This window comes from Alphaproteobacteria bacterium, from assembly GCA_017308135.1.
In the GTDB taxonomy this organism is placed as follows: Bacteria; Pseudomonadota; Alphaproteobacteria; order CACIAM-22H2; family CACIAM-22H2; genus Tagaea.
Genome location: JAFKFM010000008.1, coordinates 144,453 through 167,400 on the forward strand (window position 1 = coordinate 144,453; position 22,948 = coordinate 167,400).

25 protein-coding genes and 1 tRNA gene are annotated in these 22,948 nt (G+C 65.3%); 17 read left to right on the top strand and 9 right to left on the bottom strand.

All coding sequences use genetic code 11. The annotated features are described in order from the left end of the window. Positions 1 to 96 precede the first annotated feature (96 nt). Genes J0H39_08930 through J0H39_08945 form a run of 4 tightly spaced genes read left to right on the top strand, consistent with a single transcriptional unit; the run spans position 97 to position 2,996 of the window. Positions 97 to 972: a LysR family transcriptional regulator gene (locus J0H39_08930; protein MBN9496868.1), complete on the top strand. Its 876-nt coding sequence runs from the start codon at positions 97 to 99 to the stop codon at positions 970 to 972. A 43-nt stretch (positions 973 to 1,015) separates the two neighbouring features. Then, entirely contained in the window at positions 1,016 to 1,891 is an 876-nt protein-coding gene (locus J0H39_08935) for a DMT family transporter (GenBank protein ID MBN9496869.1), read from the top strand. After that, on the top strand, positions 1,888 to 2,754 hold the full coding sequence (locus J0H39_08940) for a DMT family transporter (GenBank protein ID MBN9496870.1): 867 nt from the start codon (positions 1,888 to 1,890) through the stop codon (positions 2,752 to 2,754). The genes J0H39_08935 and J0H39_08940 overlap by 4 nt, the downstream gene beginning before the upstream one ends. Then, positions 2,751 to 2,996: a DUF2798 domain-containing protein gene (locus tag J0H39_08945; protein ID MBN9496871.1), complete on the top strand. Its 246-nt coding sequence runs from the start codon at positions 2,751 to 2,753 to the stop codon at positions 2,994 to 2,996. Before J0H39_08940 ends, J0H39_08945 begins: the two co-directional genes overlap by 4 nt. Position 2,997: 1 nt before the next feature. Here the strand turns inward: J0H39_08945 and J0H39_08950 are convergent, their stop codons facing one another. The 4 genes from J0H39_08950 to J0H39_08965 all read right to left on the bottom strand — a co-directional run bounded on the left by J0H39_08950 (position 2,998) and on the right by J0H39_08965 (position 7,889). Then, a complete protein-coding gene (locus tag J0H39_08950) occupies positions 2,998 to 3,930 on the bottom strand; it encodes an alpha/beta fold hydrolase (GenBank protein ID MBN9496872.1) in 933 nt (310 codons plus the stop codon). Positions 3,931 to 4,076: 146 nt separating this feature from the next. Continuing rightward, entirely contained in the window at positions 4,077 to 4,529 is a 453-nt protein-coding gene (locus tag J0H39_08955) for a hypothetical protein (GenBank protein MBN9496873.1), read from the bottom strand. After that, positions 4,526 to 6,529, bottom strand: coding sequence for a hypothetical protein (locus J0H39_08960; protein ID MBN9496874.1), 2,004 nt, complete (start codon positions 6,527 to 6,529; stop codon positions 4,526 to 4,528). The genes J0H39_08955 and J0H39_08960 overlap by 4 nt, the downstream gene beginning before the upstream one ends. 145 nt (positions 6,530 to 6,674) lie before the next feature. Beyond that, complete coding sequence (locus tag J0H39_08965; protein ID MBN9496875.1) at positions 6,675 to 7,889, bottom strand: NADP-dependent isocitrate dehydrogenase; 1,215 nt, start codon at positions 7,887 to 7,889, stop codon at positions 6,675 to 6,677. 100 nt (positions 7,890 to 7,989) lie between these two features. Between J0H39_08965 and J0H39_08970 the strand changes: the two genes are divergently transcribed. Continuing rightward, positions 7,990 to 8,751: a sulfite exporter TauE/SafE family protein gene (locus J0H39_08970; GenBank protein MBN9496876.1), complete on the top strand. Its 762-nt coding sequence runs from the start codon at positions 7,990 to 7,992 to the stop codon at positions 8,749 to 8,751. Here the strand turns inward: J0H39_08970 and J0H39_08975 are convergent. Further along, on the bottom strand, positions 8,748 to 9,332 hold the full coding sequence (locus J0H39_08975) for a TIGR00730 family Rossman fold protein (GenBank protein ID MBN9496877.1): 585 nt from the start codon (positions 9,330 to 9,332) through the stop codon (positions 8,748 to 8,750). The two genes, J0H39_08970 and J0H39_08975, sit on opposite strands and share 4 nt — an antisense overlap. Before the next feature lie 174 nt (positions 9,333 to 9,506). Here J0H39_08975 and J0H39_08980 point away from each other — a divergent pair, with 174 nt between their 5' ends. The 7 genes from J0H39_08980 to J0H39_09010 all read left to right on the top strand — a co-directional run bounded on the left by J0H39_08980 (position 9,507) and on the right by J0H39_09010 (position 16,343). Beyond that, a complete protein-coding gene (locus J0H39_08980; protein ID MBN9496878.1) occupies positions 9,507 to 9,953 on the top strand; it encodes a cytochrome c in 447 nt (148 codons plus the stop codon). Positions 9,954 to 10,049: 96 nt separating this feature from the next. After that, the gene (locus J0H39_08985) at positions 10,050 to 10,931 is read left to right on the top strand and encodes a c-type cytochrome (GenBank protein MBN9496879.1); all 882 of its coding nucleotides are present in this window, start codon (positions 10,050 to 10,052) and stop codon (positions 10,929 to 10,931) included. Positions 10,932 to 11,010: 79 nt separating this feature from the next. Next, positions 11,011 to 12,015, top strand: coding sequence for a LysM peptidoglycan-binding domain-containing protein (locus tag J0H39_08990; protein MBN9496880.1), 1,005 nt, complete (start codon positions 11,011 to 11,013; stop codon positions 12,013 to 12,015). 109 nt (positions 12,016 to 12,124) lie between these two features. Then, complete coding sequence (locus J0H39_08995) at positions 12,125 to 12,820, top strand: phosphatidylserine decarboxylase (protein ID MBN9496881.1); 696 nt, start codon at positions 12,125 to 12,127, stop codon at positions 12,818 to 12,820. Further along, positions 12,820 to 13,674, top strand: coding sequence for a CDP-diacylglycerol--serine O-phosphatidyltransferase (pssA, locus tag J0H39_09000; protein ID MBN9496882.1), 855 nt, complete (start codon positions 12,820 to 12,822; stop codon positions 13,672 to 13,674). The genes J0H39_08995 and pssA overlap by 1 nt, the downstream gene beginning before the upstream one ends. A 144-nt stretch (positions 13,675 to 13,818) precedes the next feature. Next, positions 13,819 to 14,685: a flagellar motor stator protein MotA gene (motA, locus tag J0H39_09005; protein MBN9496883.1), complete on the top strand. Its 867-nt coding sequence runs from the start codon at positions 13,819 to 13,821 to the stop codon at positions 14,683 to 14,685. Continuing rightward, entirely contained in the window at positions 14,682 to 16,343 is a 1,662-nt protein-coding gene (locus J0H39_09010) for a hypothetical protein (GenBank protein MBN9496884.1), read from the top strand. The genes motA and J0H39_09010 overlap by 4 nt, the downstream gene beginning before the upstream one ends. On the opposite strand, the gene J0H39_09015 is transcribed toward J0H39_09010, so the two are convergent. From J0H39_09015 to J0H39_09030, 4 genes are all read right to left on the bottom strand, one after another. After that, a complete protein-coding gene (locus tag J0H39_09015; GenBank protein MBN9496885.1) occupies positions 16,306 to 16,590 on the bottom strand; it encodes a hypothetical protein in 285 nt (94 codons plus the stop codon). The genes J0H39_09010 and J0H39_09015 overlap by 38 nt on opposite strands. 36 nt (positions 16,591 to 16,626) lie before the next feature. Beyond that, positions 16,627 to 17,115: a hypothetical protein gene (locus J0H39_09020; protein ID MBN9496886.1), complete on the bottom strand. Its 489-nt coding sequence runs from the start codon at positions 17,113 to 17,115 to the stop codon at positions 16,627 to 16,629. Positions 17,116 to 17,278: 163 nt separating this feature from the next. Then, a complete protein-coding gene (locus J0H39_09025) occupies positions 17,279 to 17,482 on the bottom strand; it encodes a hypothetical protein (protein ID MBN9496887.1) in 204 nt (67 codons plus the stop codon). A 159-nt stretch (positions 17,483 to 17,641) separates the two neighbouring features. After that, positions 17,642 to 17,715, bottom strand: a tRNA-Gln gene (locus J0H39_09030). Between the two features lie 166 nt (positions 17,716 to 17,881). Between J0H39_09030 and J0H39_09035 the strand changes: the two genes are divergently transcribed. The 5 genes from J0H39_09035 to J0H39_09055 all read left to right on the top strand — a co-directional run bounded on the left by J0H39_09035 (position 17,882) and on the right by J0H39_09055 (position 22,945). Next, positions 17,882 to 18,826, top strand: coding sequence for a Ppx/GppA family phosphatase (locus tag J0H39_09035; protein ID MBN9496888.1), 945 nt, complete (start codon positions 17,882 to 17,884; stop codon positions 18,824 to 18,826). Then, positions 18,819 to 19,472 carry an RlmE family RNA methyltransferase gene (locus J0H39_09040; protein ID MBN9496889.1) on the top strand — a complete coding sequence of 218 codons (654 nt, stop codon included), beginning with the start codon at positions 18,819 to 18,821 and terminating at the stop codon, positions 19,470 to 19,472. Before J0H39_09035 ends, J0H39_09040 begins: the two co-directional genes overlap by 8 nt. Before the next feature lie 94 nt (positions 19,473 to 19,566). Continuing rightward, positions 19,567 to 21,033, top strand: coding sequence for an IMP dehydrogenase (gene guaB / locus J0H39_09045; GenBank protein MBN9496890.1), 1,467 nt, complete (start codon positions 19,567 to 19,569; stop codon positions 21,031 to 21,033). Next, positions 21,030 to 22,352 (top strand): RsmB/NOP family class I SAM-dependent RNA methyltransferase, encoded by a 1,323-nt coding sequence (locus J0H39_09050; protein MBN9496891.1) that lies wholly within the window; start codon positions 21,030 to 21,032, stop codon positions 22,350 to 22,352. Before guaB ends, J0H39_09050 begins: the two co-directional genes overlap by 4 nt. Then, entirely contained in the window at positions 22,349 to 22,945 is a 597-nt protein-coding gene (locus J0H39_09055) for a GNAT family N-acetyltransferase (protein ID MBN9496892.1), read from the top strand. Before J0H39_09050 ends, J0H39_09055 begins: the two co-directional genes overlap by 4 nt. Positions 22,946 to 22,948: the final 3 nt, after the last annotated feature.

The following is a 22,948-nucleotide window of genomic DNA, read 5'->3' on the forward strand; positions in this document are numbered from 1 at the left end:
CTTGTTAGGGTTCGCCGCTGGCGATAATCACCGATTTTGGCCTATCATTTGTGAACCAACGTCACAAATGGGGCCGGTATGGATCAATCGGGGGAAATGGCCGCTTTCGTCGCCGCGGTCGAGCGGGGCGGGTTTTCGGCCGCCGCGCGGGCGATGAAGCTCACGCCGTCGGCGTTGTCGAAGCTCGTCGGGCGATTGGAAGCGCGGCTTGGCGTGCGCTTGCTGGCGCGCACGACGCGCACCGTGACGCTGACGCCCGAAGGCGAAGCCTATTACGCGCGCGCTCGGCGCATCGTCGCCGATATCCGCGAAGCGGAGTTGGAGGTCGCGGGTTTCCGCGCGCGGCCGCGCGGCGTGCTGAAGATCAACACCGGCAACGCGTTCGGCTATCACCAGCTGGTCCCCGCCTTGCCGGAATTCCTGGCGCGCAATCCCGATCTGCGCGTGCAGCTATCCTTCGTCGATAAGCGCGTCGATCTGATCGAGAGCGGCGACGATGTCGGGATCCGGATCGGCGAAGTCGTCGACGACCGTTTGGTCGCGCGGCGCATCGCGGAGGTGAGCCGCACGATTTGCGCGTCGCCCGCTTATCTTGCCCGGCGCGGCGTGCCCAAGCGGCCGGAGGATCTGCGCGACCACGATTGCGTGACCATGTCCGACATTCCGCATCTCGCGCATTGGCCGTTCAAATCGGGCATCGTCGAAGTGACGGGCCCGGCGAGCGTCGACAGCGCCAACGCGATGCTCGATCTCGGCATCGCGGGCGTTGGCGTCATCCGAATGGGCGATTTCGCGCTGATCGACGCGATCCGCGACGGCCGCTTGGTGCCGATCCTGACGGATTGGCATGTCCGCGATCCGGTGACGATCTGGGCCGTCTATCCGCAAACGCGCAATCGGGTGCCGAAAACGGCGGCGTTCGTCGAATTCCTGCAAGGCAGGTTCGGCCATGCCCCATGGCGGATCGCCTGACGGGCTGCTAAGAAGGCGCCGGAGAAACCGTCAGACGAGATAAATGATTCTTTCCGACAACGCGCGTGGCGCGCTGCTGCTGTCAAGCGCGATGACGATCTTCGTCGCCAACGACGCGGCGATGAAACTCGCCGCCCAGAACATTCCGATGATCCAGGCGCTCGCCGTGCGCGGCGTGTTGGCGACGTCGCTGTTCTGTTTGATCGCGTGGCGGGCGGGCGCCTTCGCCAAGATTTCGACGCTGCGCGATCCCAAGATGATGCTGCGTACGGTGGCGGAGGTCGTGGGATCGATGCTGTTCATGCTGTCGCTGGCGCATATCCCGCTGGCGACGGCGGCGGCGCTGAACCAGGCCGTGCCGCTGCTGACGATCCCCTTCGCGATGCTGTTGCTGGGCGAAAAAGTCGGCTGGCGGCGCATCGCGGCGCTGCTCGCCGGCTTCGCGGGCGTGATGCTGATTTTGAAGCCGTCGCCCGCGGGCGTCGATCCATGGCTGCTGGCGTCGTTCGCATCGGCCTGGGTATTCGCGTTCCGCGATTCGATCACGCGGATGCTGTCGTCGCATATCCCCACAGTTCTGGTCACGTTGCTGATGTCGGCCTCGATGATGACCGTCGGCGTGATCGGCACGATCGCGACGGGCTGGACGGCGATGTCGCTCGAAAGCTGGGGCCTGATTGCGATCGCGACGGTCGCGGTCGCAGGCGGCTACACGCTTCAGGTCGCGGCATTTCGCGTGGGCGAGTTGTCGCTGGTCGGCGGCTTTCGCTACGCCGGGCTGATCGGTTCTGCATTCGCGGGTTGGGTCTTGTGGGATTATCTGCCCGATGCGCTGACCTGGACGGGTATGGCGCTGATCGTCGCGTCGGGGATTTACGCGCTGCATCGCAGCCGCGTGCGCGCGGGACGCGCGCCGTGACCCCGGGCAACCGCAACGGCATTTTGGCGGTCGTCGTGGCGATGACGCTGTTCGCCTTCTCCGACACGATCATGAAACTCGCCCTTGCCGACGTGCCCGCCGGCCAGTTGCTGTTCGTGCGCGGCATCATTCTGGTGATCGCCGGCTCGTTTCTGGTTTGGCGATCGGGCGGCTTCGCCCAGCCGCGCGCGTTCATCGAGCCGCATACGGTGCTGCGCGGGTTGATCGAGGCGGTCGCCGCCTTCTGCTTCATCGCGGCGCTGGGGCATATCCCGCTCGCGCTCAACGCCACGATCAATATGGCGACACCGTTGCTGGTGTTGCCGGTCGCGGCGGCGCTGCTGGGCGAGCGTTTCGGCTGGCGGCGCGTCGGCGCCATTCTGGCGGGCTTCGCCGGCGTGCTGCTGATTTTGCGCCCCGGCGCGGAAGGGTTCGACATTTGGCTCGCCGTGTCGTTCCTGTCGGCGGTTCTCTGCGCCGTTCGCGACGTCATCACGCGGCGCATTCCGCAATACGTACCCTCGGCGGTCGTGACGCTCGTGACGCTGGCTTCCGTCGGTTTGTTCGGCGGCGCGGTCGCGTTTTTGCAAGGCTTCGTGCCGATGCCGGGCTTCGCGTGGTTCGTGGTTTTCGCCTCCGCGCTGATCTCGGGCACGGGGATGTATTGCATGGTTCTGTCGATGCGCTTGGGCGAGGTGACCGTCGTTTCGCCGTTCCGCTACACGGGTCTTATCAGCACGACGCTGCTGGGCTGGGCCGTCTGGGGTTATCTGCCGGATGTCTACGCGTGGTGCGGCATGGCGTTGATCGTCGCGGCGGGGCTTTACGCGCTGTGGCGGGAGCGAAAGGTGAGGGCGGCATGAGCACCGCGTTGAAGATCCGGCTGGCGTTTTCCGGCCTGCTGACCGTCGTGATGACGGCGATCGTGTCGTGCATTTCGACGGTCCGTGTTCTCGGCCCCGCCGACGTCATTGCCGATCCCGCCGCGTTCTTCGACGCGTGGATTCATGCGTGGTTCTATTCCTGGATCGTCGCGGCACCCACGGTCTATTTCGTGGCGCCGTGGGCGCGCGGCAAGGTCGAAGGCTGGTTCGCGCCGAAGTGATTCAGCGCCATAAGCCCCGGCGCATCAGCCAATCCTGCACGCGCTCGGCGACTTGGTCCGAATTCTTGTCCATCATCGGCATATGGCTGTTGCCCGCGATCCCGCCGCGCGGCAGGTCGAGCACGTCGACCTGCGCGCCGGCGGCGCGCAAGACTTCGAAATAGCGCAATCCATTGCCCTTGATCGCGGGCCAGCGCGTATCCTGTTCGATGTAGTCGCCGTAGATCGCCAACACGGGCACGCCCTTGATCTCGGCCGCACGGCCGGGATCGCCGAAACCCGTCGGCTCGATCGCCACGATCGCGCGCACCTTGTCGGGCCGCGCTTCGGCCGCGCGGAAGGCGAATTGCCCGGCCTGGCTATGCGCCACCAGCACGCAAGGGCAGCTGCGGTCGACCAGCGCGATATAGGCTTCGGTGATCGCGTCGTCGGTCGAGGTCCATCGCGGCACCATCTGGCGCACGAGCTGGTCGTAGGTATCGGCCGGGAATTGATTGCCGGCCAGCACCTCGCGCTTGGCGAAGGAGCCGGGCCCGTCGCCGATGCGGAAGCGCTCGAAGGCTTCGGGCTGCGCCAGGAACACCGGCTCGCCCCGGAAGATATCGGGAAATTGCGCCCAACCCGCGCGCCCGCGTTCGACCGCGTCGGCGTTGTGCACGGTCCAGCCGCGCCGCAGGAAGAAATTGAGCCAGCCATCGCGCCCGTCGGGCGTGGTTTCGTACTGCACGCCCGTCATGCCGCCGCCATGCATCAGCACCAGCGGTGCGGCACCGCGCTTCCAGCGCGGTTCGAACCATTGCGCGTACATGTGTTCGACCAGGAACGTGCCATTGGGATCGATGCGCGCGATCGGCCCGCCGGGCGTGAACTGCACGTCGCGCACCGGCTTGCCCACGATCGTCACCGCGCGCCCGCCGACATGGTACGAGCCCATATTCGCGAGAACGATATCGCCTTTGGGCGACGATGCGGGCGTGCCATCGGCCGCGACGGTCGATCCGCCGCCGCCACCGCAAGCGGCGAGGGGCAACAGGCAAGCGACGGCAAGCGACAATCGGCGGAAAAGCGGCATGGCGGACCTCAACCCGGTGGAGTCAGCGGTTCTTTGATCGACTCGCCCCACTCGCCGATCAGCGCGGTTTGACGCTCTTCCAGGATCGCGAACTGTTCCTTTTGTTCGCGCGTGGTGATCGCTTCGCCGATCGCGGGCACGATGATGGCGACGGCGGTCCCCGCCATTCCGGCGGCGACGGGCACGCCCCAGGCCCACATATCGCCCATGATGAAGCGCGTGTTGTCGAGCAAGCCCGCCAGCACGACCGGGCCGGCGGCGGCCAGCGTCATCGCCGCCGAACCGATCCAGGCGAAGCGCCGCTTGCTGCCTTCCATGATGTAGACGGCCGCGCACGGCGTGAACACGCCGATGATATAGGCGAGCAGCGCGGGCTTCAGGATCAGTACCGCGACGGCAAGCACCGTGGCGCCGAGAATGGCGAGAGCGATCAGGATTCCGCGGAAGCCGAGCGATCTCATCGCGCCATCACCCAGAAATAAAGCTGTGCCAGCAGCGTGCCGACCGCCAGCGCCGATAGAACGGCGAGCGCGATTTCCTGGCCCTTGTCGCGGCCGATGCGCCGCGTCGCGTCGACGATCGCTTCGCGATGGTCGAGCACGCGCTGATTGGTGTCGAATTCCGATTTCACGGCCGCGAACTCGGCCTGATCCTGGCCGAACACGTCGGGATCGGTCGCGAGATCGACGAGGCCGGGAATATCGCCCGCATTCGCCAGCGCGTCGGATTCCGCGAGTTTGCGTTCGCGCAATTCGGGCTTCTTCAGCCGGTTGATCATCGTCTTCGCCGCATCATGGCAAAGCTTGGTGAGGTTGGGCAGCTTCTTGCCCTTGGCGTCGACCGCGAAACGCATCGACGCCTTCAGCACGGCGGCGGCGCGGCGCTGATCCTTGCCGTCGAAACTTTTGAGCGCGCCGATATCGGCGGCGGAAATGCCGCTGCGCGCGCCCAGGAACGCGACGACATGGCCGTCGAAATCCATCTTGCCTTGGCCGATCGACGTCTCGATGAAGTCGAGCAGATCGCCCGCCTGATCGACCCATTTGCCTTGCACGGCGGGCGACAGGCACGGCGCGTCGGCGTTGAGGCGATATAGCGCCGCTTCCAGCTTGTCGACCTTGTTGGAGATGCGGTCTTCGACCTCCAAAAGCTTGCGCGCTTCTTCGTCGAGCAGGCCGAATGAATTGGCGGCTTTCGACCAGACATGGGCGAGGCGCCAGGAGAAGAACTCCTCCAACTGGCCGCGCTTGTTGGGATCGAGCATCGCGGCATGCGCGACGGCACCCGCCCCGCCGGGATGGAAGGCGAGGTCGCGATACCGCAACGGCCCGTGCGGATCGAGACGCATCACCGTGCGCGACAGCATCACTTCGGGCGGCGGCGCGTTGACTTGCGTCTTGTCTTCGCCCGCGAGGGCCGCGACGCGCTGCACGTCGTTATCGCGGATCCAGTTCGTCACGTCGTCGCCGGTGACGGCCGCCTGACCTTCTTTCTGGAAGCGATGCAAGGCGAAGGCGAGTTCGGCGGGTTCCAGCGCGCTGACCGAGCCGATCTTCAACGGCGATCCGCGCCGCGCGATCGTCTTCTTGGTTGGCAAGGTCGGCCGCCGCCCGGCGATCCAATCGAGCAGCGTGGCGAGCGTCCAGCGCGATTTGAGATCGTCGTCGATCAGCGCCGTGATCGGATCGAAAATTTCCGACGGAATCTGCGACGTGTCGATCATCGTGCCGATCGAGCCGTAGGCGATGCGCCGCGCCATCAGCGCGTCGGGGTTCTGGCCTTCGCCCGGGTATTTCCCGGTCGCGAAGCAGTAAAGCGTCATGCCCAGCGCGAACATGTCGTCGAGCGCGCCGCCGGGGCCTTTGCCGTCGGGCGTCGCAAGGGCGCGTTCGATCGGCTCGAACACCGCCGGCTGGTCGTAGCCGACGGGCCCGAGCACGCAAGGGCCGAGGGTAAGCAATTGTCCGCGCGTATCCTGCATGAACACGTTGTCGGGGCGGATCGAGCCGTGGATCTCGTCGCGATCCGACATGTCTTTGAGTACGAGGGCGACCGGCTTCAGGAAATTCTGCACCAGCGTGCGCGGCGCCCAGCCCGACCACATGCGGCGCGGCGGCGGCGGACCGACCGGCTTTTCCATGACGACGGCATAAGCGTCGCTCGCACCCGGCCGCTGGAGCACGCCTGTTTCGAGGATGGCGAGCATGCCCGAGCGCGAAATACCGCGTAAGCGCTGCGCCGCCCGGATGCGCACCGAACGATCGGGCTCGCACACGAAGGCAACGTGCTGGGCGTCGGCGAAGCGCTTATCGACGGCCGCGTAGGCTTTGGCGCCGGGCTTGTCGAACGCGGGCAGGGGCGTATCGAGATCGACCAGAACATGCTCGCCCAACGGCAAACCGCCGCCGCCGGCGCCGTCGGGCGCGCGCAGAAAGGTCGGGCGTTGCACGAACGAGGTCACCACAGTTTGCCGGATATCCCGCGAAAGATTCGACGTTTCGAGAGTGCGCGAAAGGCGAGGCGGTCGCAACAATTCCGCCGACCGTCAACGAAACGGCCCGGTGCGGAACACCGGGCCGTTCGCGGCCGGAACCCTCGTGGACGGTTCAGGCGTAGGCTTTCTTCAAGTTCTCGTCGATCTTGTCGAGGAACTTGGTCGTCGTCAGCCACGGCTGGTCGGGCGAGATCAGCACCGCGAGATCCTTGGTCATGAACCCGGATTCGACGGTATCGATGCACACCTTTTCCACCAGCTTGGCGAAGTCGCTGACGTCGGGCGTGTTGTCGAACTGGCCGCGATAGGCGAGGCCGCGCGTCCAGGCGAAGATCGACGCGATCGGGTTCGTCGACGTTTCCTTGCCCTTCTGGTGCTCGCGGTAGTGGCGCGTGACCGTGCCGTGGGCGGCTTCCGCCTCCACGCAGTCGCCGGTCGGCGTGGTCAGCACCGAGGTCATCAGACCCAGCGAACCGTAGCCTTGCGCGACCGTATCCGACTGCACGTCGCCGTCGTAGTTCTTGGTGGCCCACACGAAGCCGCCCGACCACTTCATCGCCGCGGCGACCATGTCGTCGATCAGGCGATGTTCGTAGGTGATGCCCTTCGCCTGGAACTTGTCCTTGAACTCCGCGTCGAACACTTCCTGGAAGATGTCCTTGAAGCGGCCGTCATAGGCCTTGAGGATCGTGTTCTTGGTCGAGAGATAGACCGGATAGTTGCGCGCGAGGCCGTAATTGAGCGAAGCGCGCGCGAAGCCGCGGATCGATTCATCCACGTTGTACATGGCCATCGCCACGCCCGAACCCGGGAAGTCGAAGACCTTGTGGTTGATGTTCGTCTTGCCGTCCTTCGAGACGAAGGAAATGGTCAGCTCGCCCGCCGACGGCACGACGAAATCGGTCGCGCGATATTGGTCGCCGAAGGAGTGGCGGCCGATGACGATGGGCTGCGTCCAGCCCGGCACCAGGCGCGGCACGTTCTTGCAGATGATCGGCTCGCGGAAGATCGTGCCGTCCAGAATGTTGCGGATCGTGCCGTTGGGCGACTTCCACATCTTCTTGAGATTGAATTCCTTCACCCGGCCTTCGTCGGGGGTGATCGTCGCGCACTTGACGCCGACCTTGTACTTCTTGATCGCGTTCGCCGCGTCGATCGTGACCTGATCGTCGGTCTTGTCGCGATACTCGACGCCAAGGTCGTAGTACTTCAGATCGACGTCGAGATAGGGAAGGATCAGGCGTTCGCGGATCAACTTCCAGATGATGCGCGTCATCTCGTCGCCGTCGAGCTCGACGATCGGGTTTGCGACCTTGATTTTCTTCATGGAATTACTTCTCCCAGCGGCGGAATAGGCATCGGAAATACTACGATGCCCCGTATGTTTCCAGCGATTTCCGGGCTGGCGAGGATTACTCTCCCGGCGCATGGAATCGGAACTGCTTCTGGTGCTTTTCGTCACGGGGCTGGCGGGCGGCGTGGTCACGGCGCTGGTTGGCGGCGCCACGCTCGTCACGTTCCCGATCATGTTGATGGCGGGATTGCCGCCGGTCGTCGCCGTCGCGTCGAATTTGGTGGCGCTGGGGCCGGCGAATTTCATGGCCGCCTTGGCCGATCGCGGCCGATTGCCGCCGTTCGACAAGCATGTCCGCCGGATCATGGCGGGCGCGTTCCTTGCCGGCGCGGCGGGGGCGGGGATTCTTCTGGCGATGCCCGAGAAAGCGCTGGAGGACGTGGTACCGGCGCTGATCGGCGCCGCGACGCTGCTATTCGCCTTCGCCGATAGGATCAAACGCCATGTTCAGCGCCGCCGCCAGGGCGTGGCCGCCGATATGCGCAATGTCGTCGCGCCGTCGATCGCGGTATCGATCTATGGCGGCTATTTCGGCGCCGGGCTCGGCGTCATGTATCTTTCGCTGTTCACGCTGGGCGGCATTTCGGATTTGCGCGCCGCGAACGCGCTTAAGAATCTCGTCAACGCACTGAACTCCGCCGCCGCGATCGCGATCTTCATCGCCTCGGGCAGCGTCGATTGGCACGCGACACTCGCTATGCTCGCGGGCGGTTTGATCGGCGGCTATTCGGGCGGCGTCGCGATGCGCTACATCGCCCCGCTCGTGTTCCACCGTTTGGTGACAGCGATCGGCGCGGTGATGACGCTCGTCTACGCTTGGCGCTTCTGGTTCTAAAATTTCTGCGGCTGCGGCGGAATCGCGGGCGGCGGCTCGTCGCGCAGCAGCGGCAGGATTTCGTCGATGCCGTCGACGACCTTGTAGAACTCGCGGAACGACGGCTTGGCGTATTTCGCGTCGATGATGCCGTCGATCAAACCGATCAGGCCGTCCCAATAGCCGCCGAGATTGCAGAGCACCGTCGGCTTGTCGTGCAGCGCCAATTGGCGCCAGGTCAGCATCTCGAACACTTCGTCGAGCGTGCCGGGGCCGCCGGGCAGGGCGACGAACGCGTCCGAGCGCTGGAACATCATGGCCTTTCGCACATGCATGGATTCCACCACGTGCAATTCGGACACGCTGCCATGGCCGACTTCCGCGCGCATGAGATGCTCGGGAATGATGCCGACGACATGGCCGCCTTCCTCGATGGCGCCATCGGCGACGGCGCCCATCAGCCCGACGCGCCCGCCGCCATAGACGAGATCGATTTTCGCCTTGCCGAGAATCTGGCCGAAGCGCCGCGCTTCCGTCCGGTGCAGGACCGGCCCTTCGTTCGACGAACCGCAATAGACGCAAACCGACCGCAATGGACGCATGGACCTGCACCGGAAAATTACCGCGACGCCGGTCTGATTAGAGCGGTTCGCGGATAGGGACAAGAGGCGCGGGAATAATCTCGGATCGGGGGTGTATATCTTCCCAAGCGCGGCGTTCCCGCCGCGTGGAACGGCTCGCAAAACCAAGTAAACCGACCCAAAAGGGGACACCGAATGCGCTCGAAACTCCGTCTGGCCGCCATCGCGTTGGGCCTGACCTTTGCCGCCACGGGCGCCTTCGCCCAAGCGCCCGAAATCGGCCAGCGCCAGAACGCCATGAAGGCGGTCGGCGGTGCCGTCGGCCAGATTGCGCCGGTTATCCGCAACGAGCGTCCTTGGGACGGTGCGGCGGTCGCCCAGCAGGCCCAGACCGTCGCCACGAACCTGTCCGCCGCCAAGGCGCTGTTCCCGGCCGGTTCCACCGCCGACAATTCGCGCGCTCTGCCCGCGATTTGGGAAAGGAAGGCGGATTTCGATGGTCTGATGGATCGCGCCGCGGGCGTCGCCACCAATCTCGCCCAGCTCGCCGCCGCGAATAACGAGGCCGGTTTCCGCGCCGCGTTCCCGCAGCTCGGCCAGGCTTGTGGCGCCTGCCACACCCCGTACCGTCGCCCGCAATAATACCCCCCGGCGGACGCGACCCTACCCCGCTCGCCGGAGACCCTCTCCTCGGCGGGCGGGGTGGACGCGACCTCGCGCGACGTTCACAATCGACTTATGACTCGAACCCCCATCGTCGCCGCTTTCGCGGCGTTTTTCGTTTTCGCCGCCGGCGCCGTCCAGGCCCAGGACGTGAAGCGCGGCGAATACATCTTCGCGGCCTCGGGCTGTGCGGGCTGCCACACCGATACGGCGAATAACGGCCAATTGCTGGCCGGCGGACGCGCCCTCAAAACGCCGTTCGGCAATTTCTATGGGCCGAACATCACAGCACACCCCGATGCCGGCATCGGCAAATGGTCGGACGCCGATTTCATTACGGCGCTGCGCCAAGGCCGGCGCCCCGATGGCGCGCATTACTTCCCCGTGTTTCCGTATACGTCGTTCACCAAGATGACCGACGCGGATATGCGCGATCTCAAAGCCTATATCTTCTCGCTGCCGGTTTCGGATCGCCGCAACAAGGCGCACGATATCGGCTTCCCGTTCAATCTGCGCGCGTTGCAATTCGGCTGGAAGCTGCTGTTCTTCACGCCGGGCGAATTCAAGCCCGATCCGGCGAAATCGGCCGAGATCAATCGCGGCGCTTACCTTACGCAAGCGATGGGCCATTGCGCCGAGTGCCATACGCCGCGCAATCAACTTGGCGGTTTGCGGACCGACATGATGTATGCGGGCGATCTCAACCATGCGGGGCAGGGCACGAAGGTGCCGAACATCACGCCGCATCCCACGACCGGCATCGGGTCGTGGACGCCGGGCGTCTACGAGGATCTGCTGTCGATGGGCATGACGCAGGACGGCGATTCCGTCGGCGGCGATATGGGCGAGGTGGTCGCGAATTCGACCTCCAAGCTCACGCCCCCGGATCGCGCGGCGATGATCGCTTATCTGCGCCAATTGCCGCCCGTCGATCACCGGGTTCGTGGCGGGAATTGAACGATTTCCGGGAATTGAGTTTAGGTCCCATTCGGGCCTAACCTGAACCTATGTATTTCCCGAGTCCCGCGAGGGGGCAATGAGTAAGACCACCATCATCGCGATCGTCGGCGCGCTCTGCGTCGTCGTCGCCCTGTTGCTGGGCTTCCGTGGCTTCTTCGTGCCCGAGCCTCCACCGCCCAATCGCACCCCGTCGCCGCCGGTCGCTTCGGCGCCGGCGACGCCGGCACCCGCACCGCAAGCGGCAGCCCCCATTCCCGTGCCGGAAACGGCGGTGGTTCGTCCGTCCTTTGACGTCGTGCGCGTGTCGCCGACGGGCGAGGCGGTGATCGCCGGCCGTGGCGCCCCCAATGCACCGATCGTGATTTTGGACGGCGAGAAGGAAATCGGCCGCGTCACCGCCGACGGTCGCGGCGAATGGGTTTTCGTGACCGTCGATCCGCTCGCGCCGGGCCCGCATGAATTGCGGCTGCGGATGGACACCGACAAAGGTCCGGTCTGGTCCGAGCGTAACGTCGCCGTCGTTGTGCCGCCGCGCGGGACCGGCACGGGCGGCGGCCCGCTGGTCGCCTTGTTGCCGGCCGAAGGGACCGGCCCCGCGACCGTGTTGCAGGTGCCGGGGCCTGGCGTGGGCAGCCAGCGCATGTCGATCGACGCGATCGATTACGGCGATGCGGGCAGCGTGACCGTGACCGGCAAAGGCACGGCGGGCGCCACGGTGCGCCTCTACGCCGACAACAAATCGGTGGGCGAGGCGGTGGTCGGTCCCGATGGGCGTTGGCGCGTCGACATTCCGCAATTGGGCGAAGGCAATTACACGCTGCGTGCCGACGAACTCGGCGCCAATGGCCGCGGCGTGGCGGCGCGCGCCGAAACGCCGTTCCAGCGCGCGGTGGTCCCCGCACCGGGGCCGGGCGAGCAGATCGTCGTCGTCCAGCCAGGCAATTCGCTGTGGCGGATTTCGCGGCGCATCTACGGCGAAGGCCTGCGCTACACCACGATCTACGAGGCCAATCGCGACCAGATCCGCAACGCGGATTTGATCTATCCCGGCCAAATCTTCGCCATTCCCAAGACGAACTGACGCGCCATAACGATCCCGACGCGGCCGGGCCGGGGTAGCGGCCCGGAGCGGGCTTTGTTATGATGCGGCTCAATATCTCGAAACCAGATTAACAGCGGCTTCTAATCTCATGAGCGATATGTGGAAATCCGTCGCGGCTCCGATCCATAAGGCGGGTGTGCCGTTCGTCGCGGCGGCGGTCGTCGCGACCTTCGTGCTGGGCTGGATTTGGGGCCCGCTCGCCGCTATCGGCGCGGTGGTGACCTTGTGGGTCATTTATTTCTTCCGCGATCCGGAGCGCACGATCCCGACACGCGACGGCCTGATCGTGTCGCCCGGCGATGGCATGGTGCAGTTGATCGTCGATGCCGTACCTCCGCCGGAACTGGAAATGGGCGATGCCCCGCGTCCGCGCATTTCGATCTTCCTGAACGTGTTCGACGTGCATGTGAACCGCGTGCCGATCGGCGGCACGGTACTGCGCGCGCGCTATCAGCCCGGCCGCTTCCATAACGCCGCCCTCGATAAGGCGTCGGCGGAGAACGAGCGCATGTCGATCCGCGTGGGGCTCGTCGATGGCCGCGACGTGGGCTTCGTGCAGATCGCCGGTCTCGTCGCGCGGCGCATCCTTTGCGATCTGCGCGAAGGGCAGAACGTACGCACCGGCGAACGCTATGGCCTGATTCGCTTCGGCAGCCGCTGCGACATCTATTTGCCCGAGGGCGTGTCGCCGCTGGTTGTGGTCGGCCAACGCGCGATCGGCGGCGAAACCGTGCTCGCCGATCTGCAATCCAGCGAAGCGCCGCGCCAGGGCGAGGTGCGCTGATGTTCGGCCGCAACCGTCGGCGCGCGCGTGATCGCGCAACGCTTCCCGGCGGCGGCACGATGAACCGCCTGATCCCCAACGCGATCACCGTGGGTGCGCTGTGCGCTGGCCTGTCCGGCATTCGCTTCGCGATGGACGGGCGCTGGGAATGGGCGGCGACGGCGATCGTCGTCGCGGCGATCCTCGATGGGCTCGACGGGCGCATGGCGCGCTTGCTGAACGGCACGTCGAAATTCGGCGCCGAGCTCGACTCCCTGTCCGATTTCGTCGCCTTCGGCGTGGCGCCCGCCCTCGTGATGTATATGTGGGTGCTGAACGCCTGGGGCGCCATCGGCTGGATGCTGTGCTTGGCCTATGCCGTGTGCATGGCGCTGCGCCTCGCGCGCTTCAACACCATGCTGTCCGACCCCAATCCGCCGAAATGGCAGGGCTATTTCTTCGTCGGCGTACCGGCGCCGGCGGGGGCCGCCTTGGCGCTGTTGCCACTGATGATGCATTTCCAGGCGGGACCGGGCTGGTTCGACAAGGCCGCGATCGGCGGGCTGACGATGGTCGTCGTCGCGTTTCTAATGGTCAGCCGCATTCCGACCTTCTCGGCTAAGAAGGTCCATATTCCGCGCGGCTGGATGGTGCCGTCGCTGGTCGGTGTGGGTGTGGTGTTCGCGGGGCTATTCAACGCGCCCTGGGCGACGCTGGTGATATTGGGCCTGATTTATCTGGGTTCGATCCCGGTCTCGGTCGCCATGCAAGCGCGTATGCGCGCGGCCGAACCCGCCCCGGAAACGCCGGCGAGCCACATCACCGTGACGGTGGAGCCGGCGGCGCCGACCCCGCGACACGGCGAGTCCGCTTGACGGGCGCGAAAAACAGTTCATCCTAATCGCTTGAAGCCGTTGGCGTTTCGGGCGAGTTTGCGGATCGTTAACCATCGGGCGCATAATTTGGCCCCGAATTGGCAATGCTAGGTTCCGGTGTTCCGGGATCGGCGGAGGAAATCGATGTTCGCGATCGGCGGTCTGGTTTTCGTGTTCTTGTGCGTGTTCGGGGGCTACGTGCTCGCCGGCGGCAAGCTCGGCGTGATCATGAAGGCGCTGCCCTTCGAGTTCATGATCATCGGCGGTTCGGCTGCGGGCACGTTCCTGATCGGCAACTCCGGCTCGATCATCAGCCACGCGCTCAAGGATTTCGGCAAGGTCTTCGGCGGGCCGAAATACAAGCGCGACGACTTCATCGATCTGCTCTGCCTCATCTTCACGATCCTGAAGCTCGCGCGGTCGAAGGGCACGCTCGCGGTCGAACCGCATATCGAGAAGCCCGACGAATCCAACATCTTCATGGCGTATCCGAAGATCCTCGCGAACAAATACGCGATCATGCTGATCTGCGATCACATGCGCATGCTGTCGATGGGCGTGGAAGACGCCCACCAGCTCGAGGAAATCTTCAACAAGGAACTCGAAAAGCACCATCACGAGACGCTGCGCGGCGCCCAGGCGCTCGCCACCGTCGCCGATGCGTGCCCAGCACTCGGCATCGTCGCCGCCGTCATGGGCGTCATCAAGACCATGTCGTCGGTCGACCAGCCGCCCGTCATTCTCGGCGGCCTGATCGCCTCGGCGCTCGTCGGTACGTTCTTGGGCGTGTTGCTGTCCTACGGCATTTTGGGCCCGATGGCCGGCCGCTTGAAGCAGTGCTACGAGGATGAGTTCAAGTACTACGAAATCATCCGCGACACGTTCGTGGCCCATCTGCAAGGCAACGCGCCGCAGATCTCGACCGAGATCGGCCGCAAGAGCGTGCCGAGCGAACTCCAGCCGACCTTCTACGAATTGGAAGAGGCGATCGCCTCCAAGCCCGCGGCGTGAGTTCCGACCCGGGGGGCGCCGCTGCGGCGCTCCAAGAAGGATTGGCGGCCGCACAGCGTGGCGACGCCGAAGGCGCGCTTAGGGCGTGGCGCCGCGCCCGCACTCTCGATCCCGCCGATCAAGGCACCATCCTGCGTCTGGGCGATTTGCTGATCCGCATCGGCCGTTTTGCCGAAGCGGACGATGCGCTCGCCGAAGGAACTCCCAATCCCGCCATCGCACGACGACGCGCGATCTGCGCGCTCGCCTTCGGCCATTTTACGGCGGCCGAGGCTTTCGCGCGCGCGGCGCTCGATGACGCGGCCGAAGGGGCGCAAGCCCGCCAGTTTTTGGCGAGCGTGCTGATCCAGCGCGGCGACGTGCAAGGGGCCCGCGAACAACTGGCGCTCGCCAAAGCCGCCGATCCGGCGTTCGAAACCGCCTATACCGACGATCTATTCGCCGCGAATTACGATCCGGCGATGACCGGTGCGGCGCTCAAAGACCTCTACGCCGATTGGGCGCAGCGCTTCTGCCCGCCGGAAGCGCCGCTTGCCGCGCCGGCGCCGGGGGGACGTCGCTTGAAGGTTGCTTACGTTTCGCCCGATCTGCGCCGCCATTCGCTGCGCCACTTTATCTCGCCGATCTTCCGGCACCACGATCGCGCGAAGATCGAAGTTCACGCCTATGCGCTGAGCGGCACGCCGGATGCCGAGGCGGCGGCGCTGCGCAAACGCGTCGATGTTTGGCACGATTGCCAAGCGCTCGACGATGACGGGCTCGCGGCCAAAGCGCGCGCGGACGGGATCGACGTCGCGATCGATCTCGCGGGGCACACGGCGGGCGCGAAACTTAAAGCCTTCGCGCGGCGTTTGGCGCCCGTGCAGGTCACTTGGCTCGGCTATGGCGGCACGACCGGCGTGGGCGCGATGGATTGGTATCTCGGCGACGCGCATATGGCGCCAAAGGGCAGCGATGCTGCGTTCACCGAACGCGTCTGGCGCCTGACGCGCGCGGCTTTCGCTTTCGATCCGCCGCCCGAGATGCCGGCGGTTTCGCCGTTGCCCGCCCAAGCGAAAGGCCATGTGACTTTCGGCAGTTTCTCGCGCCTCGTGCGGATCAACGACGCAGTGATCGCGGCGTGGGCCGCGATCCTCGCCCAAGTGCCGGGCTCGCGTTTGATGCTGAACGCGCTGCCCTTCGTCGATGGCGCGGTGCGCGAAGACTACGCCGCACGTTTCGCGCGGCACGGGATCGCCGCCGAACGGCTCGATCTTATCTACACCTCGCCGCAACCCGCGACCTGGGCCGCCTATGGCCAGATCGACATCGCCCTCGATCCGTTTCCGCATAATGGCGGCGTGACGACGTTCGAAGCGTTGTGGATGGGCGTGCCGATGGTCAGCCTGCGGGCGCGCCCGCCGCTCGGCCGCTACGGCGATTGCTTGCTGACGGCTTTGGGGCTCGACGATTTCTGCGTCGATACGGTCGAGGCCTATATCGCGCGTGCGGTCGATGCCGCGCGGGATTTGCCGACGCTGGCGGCGCTGCGCGGCGGTTTACGTCCGCGCATGGCGGCGAGCGAACTTTGCGACGGGAAGGGGCTCGCGGCGGCGTTGGATACGGCTTACGCGGCGATGTTCAACGCCCGGGCGGAATCTTCGTCCGGTAGCGTTTGACCGGCACGGTCTGGCCCGGCAGCCATTTCTTCACCGCCTGCGGCTTCGACGCCTTCTTGCCGATCGTCGCTTCTTCCAGCTTGTCGGCGAGGCTTTTGTAGTTGTCCATCGTCTGGGCCAGCAGATCGCGCTTGGCGATGCCCATGGCGATTGCGCTGTCGCCTTTCATCTGCGCTTGGCGCAGCAGATAGATCATCAGCCGCGCTTCGTCGCCCGAGATTTTCAGCGTGTAGATGGGGCCGCTCATGATCGATCCTCGATTCGTCGCCGAGGACCGATAATATCACGCGGCGAGGGGCGCGACCTTGTCGCGGAACGCCTCGAAGCCCGCGAGGACCAGCCACAAGCGCCCGACTTCGGCCGTGCGCTTGGATAGCGGGATGGACAGGCGCGAATAGCGCCACGTGCCTTGCGGGGTCTGCGCTTCGATCGTGTGCAGCAGCGGCTGGCGCGCTTGCACGATTTCGCGGAACTGGCCGCACAGCAAATCGCGGAACGCCGGATCGGGGATCGCTTCGATCTCGCAGCAGCCATTCGACGTCTCGCCGCAAACTTTGAAGTCGCAGCCCATGCCGCGCACGTCGAACACGGCGAGCTTGTCTTTGAGGCCCGGCACTTTTTCGGGGTGCAGCGAGTCCGCGCAGACCAATCCCGCCTGACGTTCGCCGTCGGCCCAGTGGAGCAGAGCCAAGCGCTGGGCCGGATCCGCCGCCTGGCAATAATGGGCGGAGGTTCCGGAAAAACGCGTCGTGCTGGCGATCGTCGAAGTCATGGCGGACGGGTTCCCGAAGATGTCCCGTCGTAAATAAGGGTTTTTGCGCCGGATTAAAGGGGGGGTGCCCGGTTTCTCGACAATATGCCGCAAGGCGAACGCCAAAAACCGCCCCCGAGGCGGGGACGGTGCGGGTCGGCCCGATACCGGAATGTCGCCGACGTTAGGCGGAGATATTCAGCTTCGCGCCGCGGCCCTGGAGGGACGCGATCGAATTGCTGGCGATCTCGTTACCTTGCGCCACGCCCTTGAGGATCTGGCCTTGGTAATTTTCGGCGAATTTTTCGGTCACGTCGCGGAACGCGGCCGTCTTTTGATTGCGGAAATCGATCACAGGCTGAGCGGCCTGCGAGATAGACGCTGCCATCGGGATTCTCCAGTGGCGTTGGTTTTCAAGACAATCAGTATAGTTAATGGCCGTTTACCAAGTCAACGACCGAGTCGCAATCTTGGATGGGAATTGCACTCGTTAAGTCCGCAAAATTTATTGGATTTGGGAAGCGAGGCGCCTTGGCGCCCTGGAAATTGGCTGGGGGACTAGGATTCGAACCTAGACAACCAGAGTCAGAGTCTGGGGTCCTACCGTTAGACGATCCCCCAGCGGGACGCGTCCGCCGGACGGGGCGAAACCCCGACCAAGCGGCGCTGTCTATATCGCCCTTCGCCCGGATCGTCAAACCCGGTTACAGTACTGGTCAAAATAGCGACGCGAACTTGGGGAGTTGCTTCTGTGGAGACGGCGCAAGCCCGAAGGGACGAGGGGCCGATACTCGCGGCCCTCGACCTCGGCACGAATAATTGCCGTCTGTTGATCGCCAAACCGGCCCCGGACGGGTTCCGGGTGGTGGACGCGTTCTCGCGCATTGTGCGCTTGGGCGAAGGGCTGGAACGTAGCGGCAATCTCGCCGAAACGGCGATGGTTCGCGCGTTGGACGCGCTTCATGTCTGCGCGGCCAAAATGGACCGGCGCGGCGTGACTAGTTTTCGCGGCGTGGCGACCGAAGCCTGCCGTCGGGCCGAAAACGGGGCGGCCTTCCTGTCGCGCGTGCGCGAGACGACGGGCATCGAGCTCGAGCCCATCGCGGCGGACGAGGAGGCGGATCTCGCCTTGGCCGGCTGCGCGGCGCTGCTCGACGCGGGCAAGCCGCACGCCATCGCCTTCGATATCGGCGGCGGCTCGACCGAAGTGATGTGGCTGGAACGCGACGGCGATTCGTGGCGGCGGATCGATTTCGTGTCGCTGCCGCTGGGCGTCGTGGCGATTGCCGAGCGCTTGGGCCCCGACAAAATCCCGTGCGACGCTTACCAAGCCGCTGTGGCCGATATTTCGGCGCGGCTGGCCGATCTCGACGCGCGCCACGATATCGGGGCCCAAATCGCGGCCGGAAATGTCGAGATGGTGGGCACGTCCGGCACGGTCACCACGCTGTCGGGCATCGCCATGGGCTTGCAGCGCTACGAACGCGCGTTGGTCGATGGCTCCTGGCTCGATTTCGCGCAGATCAAGGCGCTGTCGGCGGACCTCGCCGCCGCCGATCTGGCGGGGCGGGCGCGGCATGGCTGCATCGGGCGCGAACGCGCCGATTTGGTCGTCGCGGGCTGCGCGTTGCTGGAGGGGATTTGCGCGCGCTGGCCGGTCGGACGCTTGCGCGTCGCCGATCGGGGCTTGCGCGAAGGCATTCTGATGGGTCTATTGCGCGGGCATGAGTGATTCCCGCCGCCTCGCCGAACGCCTGAAGACCGCCAAGGGCCGTTCCACATCGCAGCAGAACTGGCTGCGCCGCCAGCTCAACGATCCTTACGTCGGCAAGGCGAAGGATGCGGGCTATCGCAGCCGCGCGGCCTTCAAGCTGATCGAGATCGACGCCAAGGTGCGGCTGTTCCGCCCGGGCATGAAGATCGTCGATCTGGGTGCGGCCCCCGGCGGCTGGACGCAAGTCGCGATCGAACGCAAAGCCGGTACGATCGTCGCGCTCGATATCCTCGAGATGGATCAATTGCCCGGCGCCGTCGTGCTGCAAGCCGACTTTCTCGATCCCGCCGCGTCGGAAAAGGTCAAAGCCGCGTTGAACGGTCCGGCCGATTTGATCCTGACCGACATGGCGCCGTCGACGACCGGCCATCGCGAGACCGATCATTTGCGGATTATCGCGCTGGTCGAAGCGGCGTTCGAATTCGCCTGCGACGTGTTGAAACCGGGCGGCGCCTTCGTCGGCAAGCTGCGCCAGGGCGGCGAGGAGCAGCAACTGATGAAGGCGGTGCAGGCGCGCTTCGCCAAGCTCCAGCGCATCAAGCCGCCCTCCAGCCGATCCGAGTCGGCGGAGTTTTACTTCGCCGCGACCGGCTTCAAAGGCTGATTTCCTCGTCATTTCAACGCGATTCGACCCCATTTCGATCTTCACGAACGGGGTGTATAGATGCGCGCCACTTCCCGCGACCCCAGGAGGCGGCATGCATATCCGCGAAGCGCTTACGTTCGACGACGTCCTTCTGGAGCCCGGCGCCTCCGCCGTTTTGCCCGGCGACGTCACCACCCGGACGCGGATCACCCGCAATATCGAACTCGGCATTCCGCTCGTGTCCTCGGCGATGGACACGGTGACGGAAAGCGCGCTCGCCATCGCGATGGCGCAAGCCGGCGGCATGGGGGTCATCCACAAGAATCTCGATATCGAGCTTCAGGCGCAGGAAGTGCGCAAGGTGAAGAAGTTCGAAAGCGGCATGGTCGTCAATCCGCTGACCATCCGCCCGGACGCCACGCTGGCCGATGCGCTGCAGATGATGGCGGCCAATCACATCTCCGGCATTCCGGTCACGGAAGCGAATGGCCGCCTCGTTGGCGTGCTGACCAACCGCGACGTGCGCTTCGCCAGCGATCCGCGCCAGAAGGTCAGCGAGTTGATGACCCGCGACAAGCTGGTCACCGTGACCGAGGGCGTGTCGAAGGAAGAAGCCAAGCGCCTTCTGCACCAGCATCGCATCGAGAAGCTGGTCGTCGTCGACCAATCCTATCGCTGCATCGGCCTGATCACCGTCAAGGACATCGAGAAAGCGCAGCGTTTCCCCGCCGCCACGAAGGACGAGAAGGGCCGCTTGCGTGTGGCCGCCGCCACGGGCGTGGGCGATAAGGGCCTGGCGCGCGCCGAAGCGTTGTTCGACGCCGAGGTCGATATCGTCGTCGTCGATACCGCACACGGCCATTCGGAAGGCGTGCTGAATTCCGTGCGTGCGATCCGCAAGCTCGGCAATTACACCCAGATCATCGCCGGCAATATCGCGACCGCCGAGGGCGCCAAGGCGCTGATCGATGCGGGGGCCGACGCCGTGAAGGTCGGCATCGGCCCCGGTTCGATCTGCACCACGCGCATCGTCGCGGGTGTGGGCGTGCCGCAGCTCACCGCCGTGATGGATTGCGTCGAGGTCGCGCAGAAAGCGGGCGTGCCCGCGATCGCCGATGGCGGCATCAAATTCTCGGGCGATCTCGCCAAGGCGCTGGCCGCCGGGGCGGAATGCGCGATGATCGGCTCGCTGTTCGCGGGCACGGAAGAAGCGCCGGGCGAAGTGTTCCTGTTCCAGGGCCGCTCCTACAAATCCTATCGCGGTATGGGCTCGGTCGGCGCGATGGCGCGCGGCTCGGCGGATCGTTATTTCCAGCAGGAAATCAAGGATACGCTGAAGCTCGTACCCGAAGGTGTCGAGGGCCGCGTGCCCTATAAGGGCCCGGTCGGCGCGGTCATCCACCAGCTCGTCGGCGGGCTTCGCGCCGCGATGGGCTATACGGGCAGCGCCACGCTCGCCGATCTGCGCAAGAACGCGCGGTTCCTCAAAATCACCAATGCGGGCTTGCGCGAAAGCCATGTCCACGACGTCGCGTTGATGCGCGAAGCGCCGAACTACTCGGGCGGTTCGGCGGCATGACACCCGGCGGGCGGATCGCGGCGGCGATCGAAATTCTCGATCTGGTTCACGCCCGCAAAGCGCCCGCCGATCGGCTCGCCAACGATTATTTCCGCGCGCGCCGGTTCATCGGCTCCAAGGATCGCACCGCGATCTCGGGGCTGGTCTATGGCGTGCTGCGCAAACGCGCCCAGTTGGAATGGTGGCTCGCGCGCGTGCGCGAAGGGGCGGCGCGTGTACCCTTCGCGCCCAACGGCCGTTCTTGGCTGCTTGCCTATCTCGCCATCGTCGAAGGCTGGGAAGCGGGGCGCATCGAACACGCGTTCTCGGGCGAGCGTTACGATCCGCAGCCGCTGAAAGCCCACGAACAGGCGAGCATCGCATCGCTCGCGGGCCGTTCGCTCGACCATCCCGAACAGCCCGACTGGGTGCGCTTCAATCTGCCGCCCTGGGCCGCCGAACGTTTTACCCAGCGCTTCGGCGAACGCGCGCGCGCCGAGATGGCCGCGATGGGAACGGAAGCGCCGCTCGATCTGCGCGTCAACGTGCTGAAGGGCAAGCGCGACGCGGTGCGCAAGGCGCTGAAGGAAGCGGGTATCGCGACCGAGGCGACGAAGATGTCGCCGTGGGGTTTGCGGACCGAGGAACGCGCCAATGTCATGGCGAGCGCGCCGTATAAAGCCGGCCTCGTCGAAATTCAGGACGAAGGCTCGCAACTCGTCGCGCTGCTGGTCGACGCCAAGCCCGGCATGCGCGTGTGCGATTTTTGCGCCGGTGCCGGCGGCAAGACGCTCGCCATCGCCGCGACGATGGAGAACAAGGGCCAGATCGTCGCCTGCGATACGTCGGAAAAGCGCTTGGCGGGGGCGACCACGCGCTTGCGCCGCGCCGAAGTGCATAACGTCGAGCGCCGCTTGCTGGAAAGCGAGCGCGACGGCTGGGTGAAGAAGCACAAAGGCGGGTTCGATCGCGTGCTGGTCGACGCACCCTGCACTGGGACGGGCACCTGGCGGCGCAATCCCGATGCGCGCTGGACGCTGGTGCGCGACGAGATCGCGGAATTGACCGCCAAGCAGGCGCGCATTTTGGAGAGTGCCGCGCGGCTCGTGAAGCCGGGCGGGCGCTTGATTTACGCGACATGTTCGGTGCTGCCGGAGGAGAACGAAGCGCAGGCCGAAGCGTTCCTCGCCGCGCAAAGCGATTTCGCGGCTGTGCCCGTTGGCGCCGTATGGGAAAAGGCCGGCGAGGGCACGACGCTCAGCTTGAGCCCCGCCAAGGACGGCACCGACGGTTTCTTCGTCGCGGTGTTCGAACGCAAAGAGGCGCCGTCCGCCGCATGACGGTCACGCTGCTCAAAGCCACGCAAGGACATGTCCGCGGTATTTCGCGGGTCTATGTCGATGCGTGGCGGGCGACCTATGCCGGGCTGCTGCCGCCCAAAACGCTGGTCGGCATGGATTACGACCGGCAGGCCGTCGAATGGGCCTACCAGATCCGCCACAAATCGCTGCATGCACCCATTCTCGTCGCCTATGACGACAAATCGGGCGTGGTCGGCGTGACGAGCTTCGGCCGCAGCCGCATCGAAGACCGGCCCGCGCGCCCGCCCTTCACGCAAGTCGGCATCACGCTCGGCTCGGGCGAGGTGTTCACGCTTTACGTGCATCCCGATCACCAGAACCGGGGGATCGGCGCGGCGTTGATCGGCGGCGCCTTCGAAACCTTGCGCGAACGCGGCCTCAACCAGGCTTATGTCTGGGTGCTGCACGACAATCCGGCGCGTTATTTCTACGAACGCATGGGCGGGCGCTTCATCGCCACGCGCCGCGAACGCCTGTGGGGCTCGGACGTGGCGCAAGCCGCCTATGGCTGGCCCGACCTCGCCAAAACCCTCGCTTTGCCGGGGCTTGTCCGCTCCGCCCGACTGGGATAAATC

Bases quoted from the DNA above. Each gene is read 5' to 3' on its own strand.
- J0H39_09040 (MBN9496889.1), top strand. From the start codon at position 18,819: ATGAGTGATTCCCGCCGCCTCGCCGAACGCCTGAAGACCGCCAAGGGC.
- J0H39_09050 (MBN9496891.1), top strand. From the start codon at position 21,030: ATGACACCCGGCGGGCGGATCGCGGCGGCGATCGAAATTCTCGATCTG.
- J0H39_08970 (MBN9496876.1), top strand. From the start codon at position 7,990: ATGGAATCGGAACTGCTTCTGGTGCTTTTCGTCACGGGGCTGGCGGGC.
- J0H39_08975 (MBN9496877.1), bottom strand. From the start codon at position 9,332: ATGCGTCCATTGCGGTCGGTTTGCGTCTATTGCGGTTCGTCGAACGAA.
- J0H39_09025 (MBN9496887.1), bottom strand. From the start codon at position 17,482: ATGGCAGCGTCTATCTCGCAGGCCGCTCAGCCTGTGATCGATTTCCGC.
- J0H39_08990 (MBN9496880.1), top strand. From the start codon at position 11,011: ATGAGTAAGACCACCATCATCGCGATCGTCGGCGCGCTCTGCGTCGTC.
- J0H39_08935 (MBN9496869.1), top strand. From the start codon at position 1,016: ATGATTCTTTCCGACAACGCGCGTGGCGCGCTGCTGCTGTCAAGCGCG.
- J0H39_09015 (MBN9496885.1), bottom strand. From the start codon at position 16,590: ATGAGCGGCCCCATCTACACGCTGAAAATCTCGGGCGACGAAGCGCGG.
- motA (MBN9496883.1), top strand. From the start codon at position 13,819: ATGTTCGCGATCGGCGGTCTGGTTTTCGTGTTCTTGTGCGTGTTCGGG.
- J0H39_08945 (MBN9496871.1), top strand. From the start codon at position 2,751: ATGAGCACCGCGTTGAAGATCCGGCTGGCGTTTTCCGGCCTGCTGACC.
- J0H39_08995 (MBN9496881.1), top strand. From the start codon at position 12,125: ATGAGCGATATGTGGAAATCCGTCGCGGCTCCGATCCATAAGGCGGGT.
- J0H39_09055 (MBN9496892.1), top strand. From the start codon at position 22,349: ATGACGGTCACGCTGCTCAAAGCCACGCAAGGACATGTCCGCGGTATT.
- J0H39_08980 (MBN9496878.1), top strand. From the start codon at position 9,507: ATGCGCTCGAAACTCCGTCTGGCCGCCATCGCGTTGGGCCTGACCTTT.
- J0H39_08930 (MBN9496868.1), top strand. From the start codon at position 97: ATGGCCGCTTTCGTCGCCGCGGTCGAGCGGGGCGGGTTTTCGGCCGCC.
- J0H39_08955 (MBN9496873.1), bottom strand. From the start codon at position 4,529: ATGAGATCGCTCGGCTTCCGCGGAATCCTGATCGCTCTCGCCATTCTC.
- guaB (MBN9496890.1), top strand. From the start codon at position 19,567: ATGCATATCCGCGAAGCGCTTACGTTCGACGACGTCCTTCTGGAGCCC.
- J0H39_08965 (MBN9496875.1), bottom strand. From the start codon at position 7,889: ATGAAGAAAATCAAGGTCGCAAACCCGATCGTCGAGCTCGACGGCGAC.
- J0H39_08950 (MBN9496872.1), bottom strand. From the start codon at position 3,930: ATGGGCTCGTACCATGTCGGCGGGCGCGCGGTGACGATCGTGGGCAAG.
- J0H39_09020 (MBN9496886.1), bottom strand. From the start codon at position 17,115: ATGACTTCGACGATCGCCAGCACGACGCGTTTTTCCGGAACCTCCGCC.
- pssA (MBN9496882.1), top strand. From the start codon at position 12,820: ATGTTCGGCCGCAACCGTCGGCGCGCGCGTGATCGCGCAACGCTTCCC.
- J0H39_08985 (MBN9496879.1), top strand. From the start codon at position 10,050: ATGACTCGAACCCCCATCGTCGCCGCTTTCGCGGCGTTTTTCGTTTTC.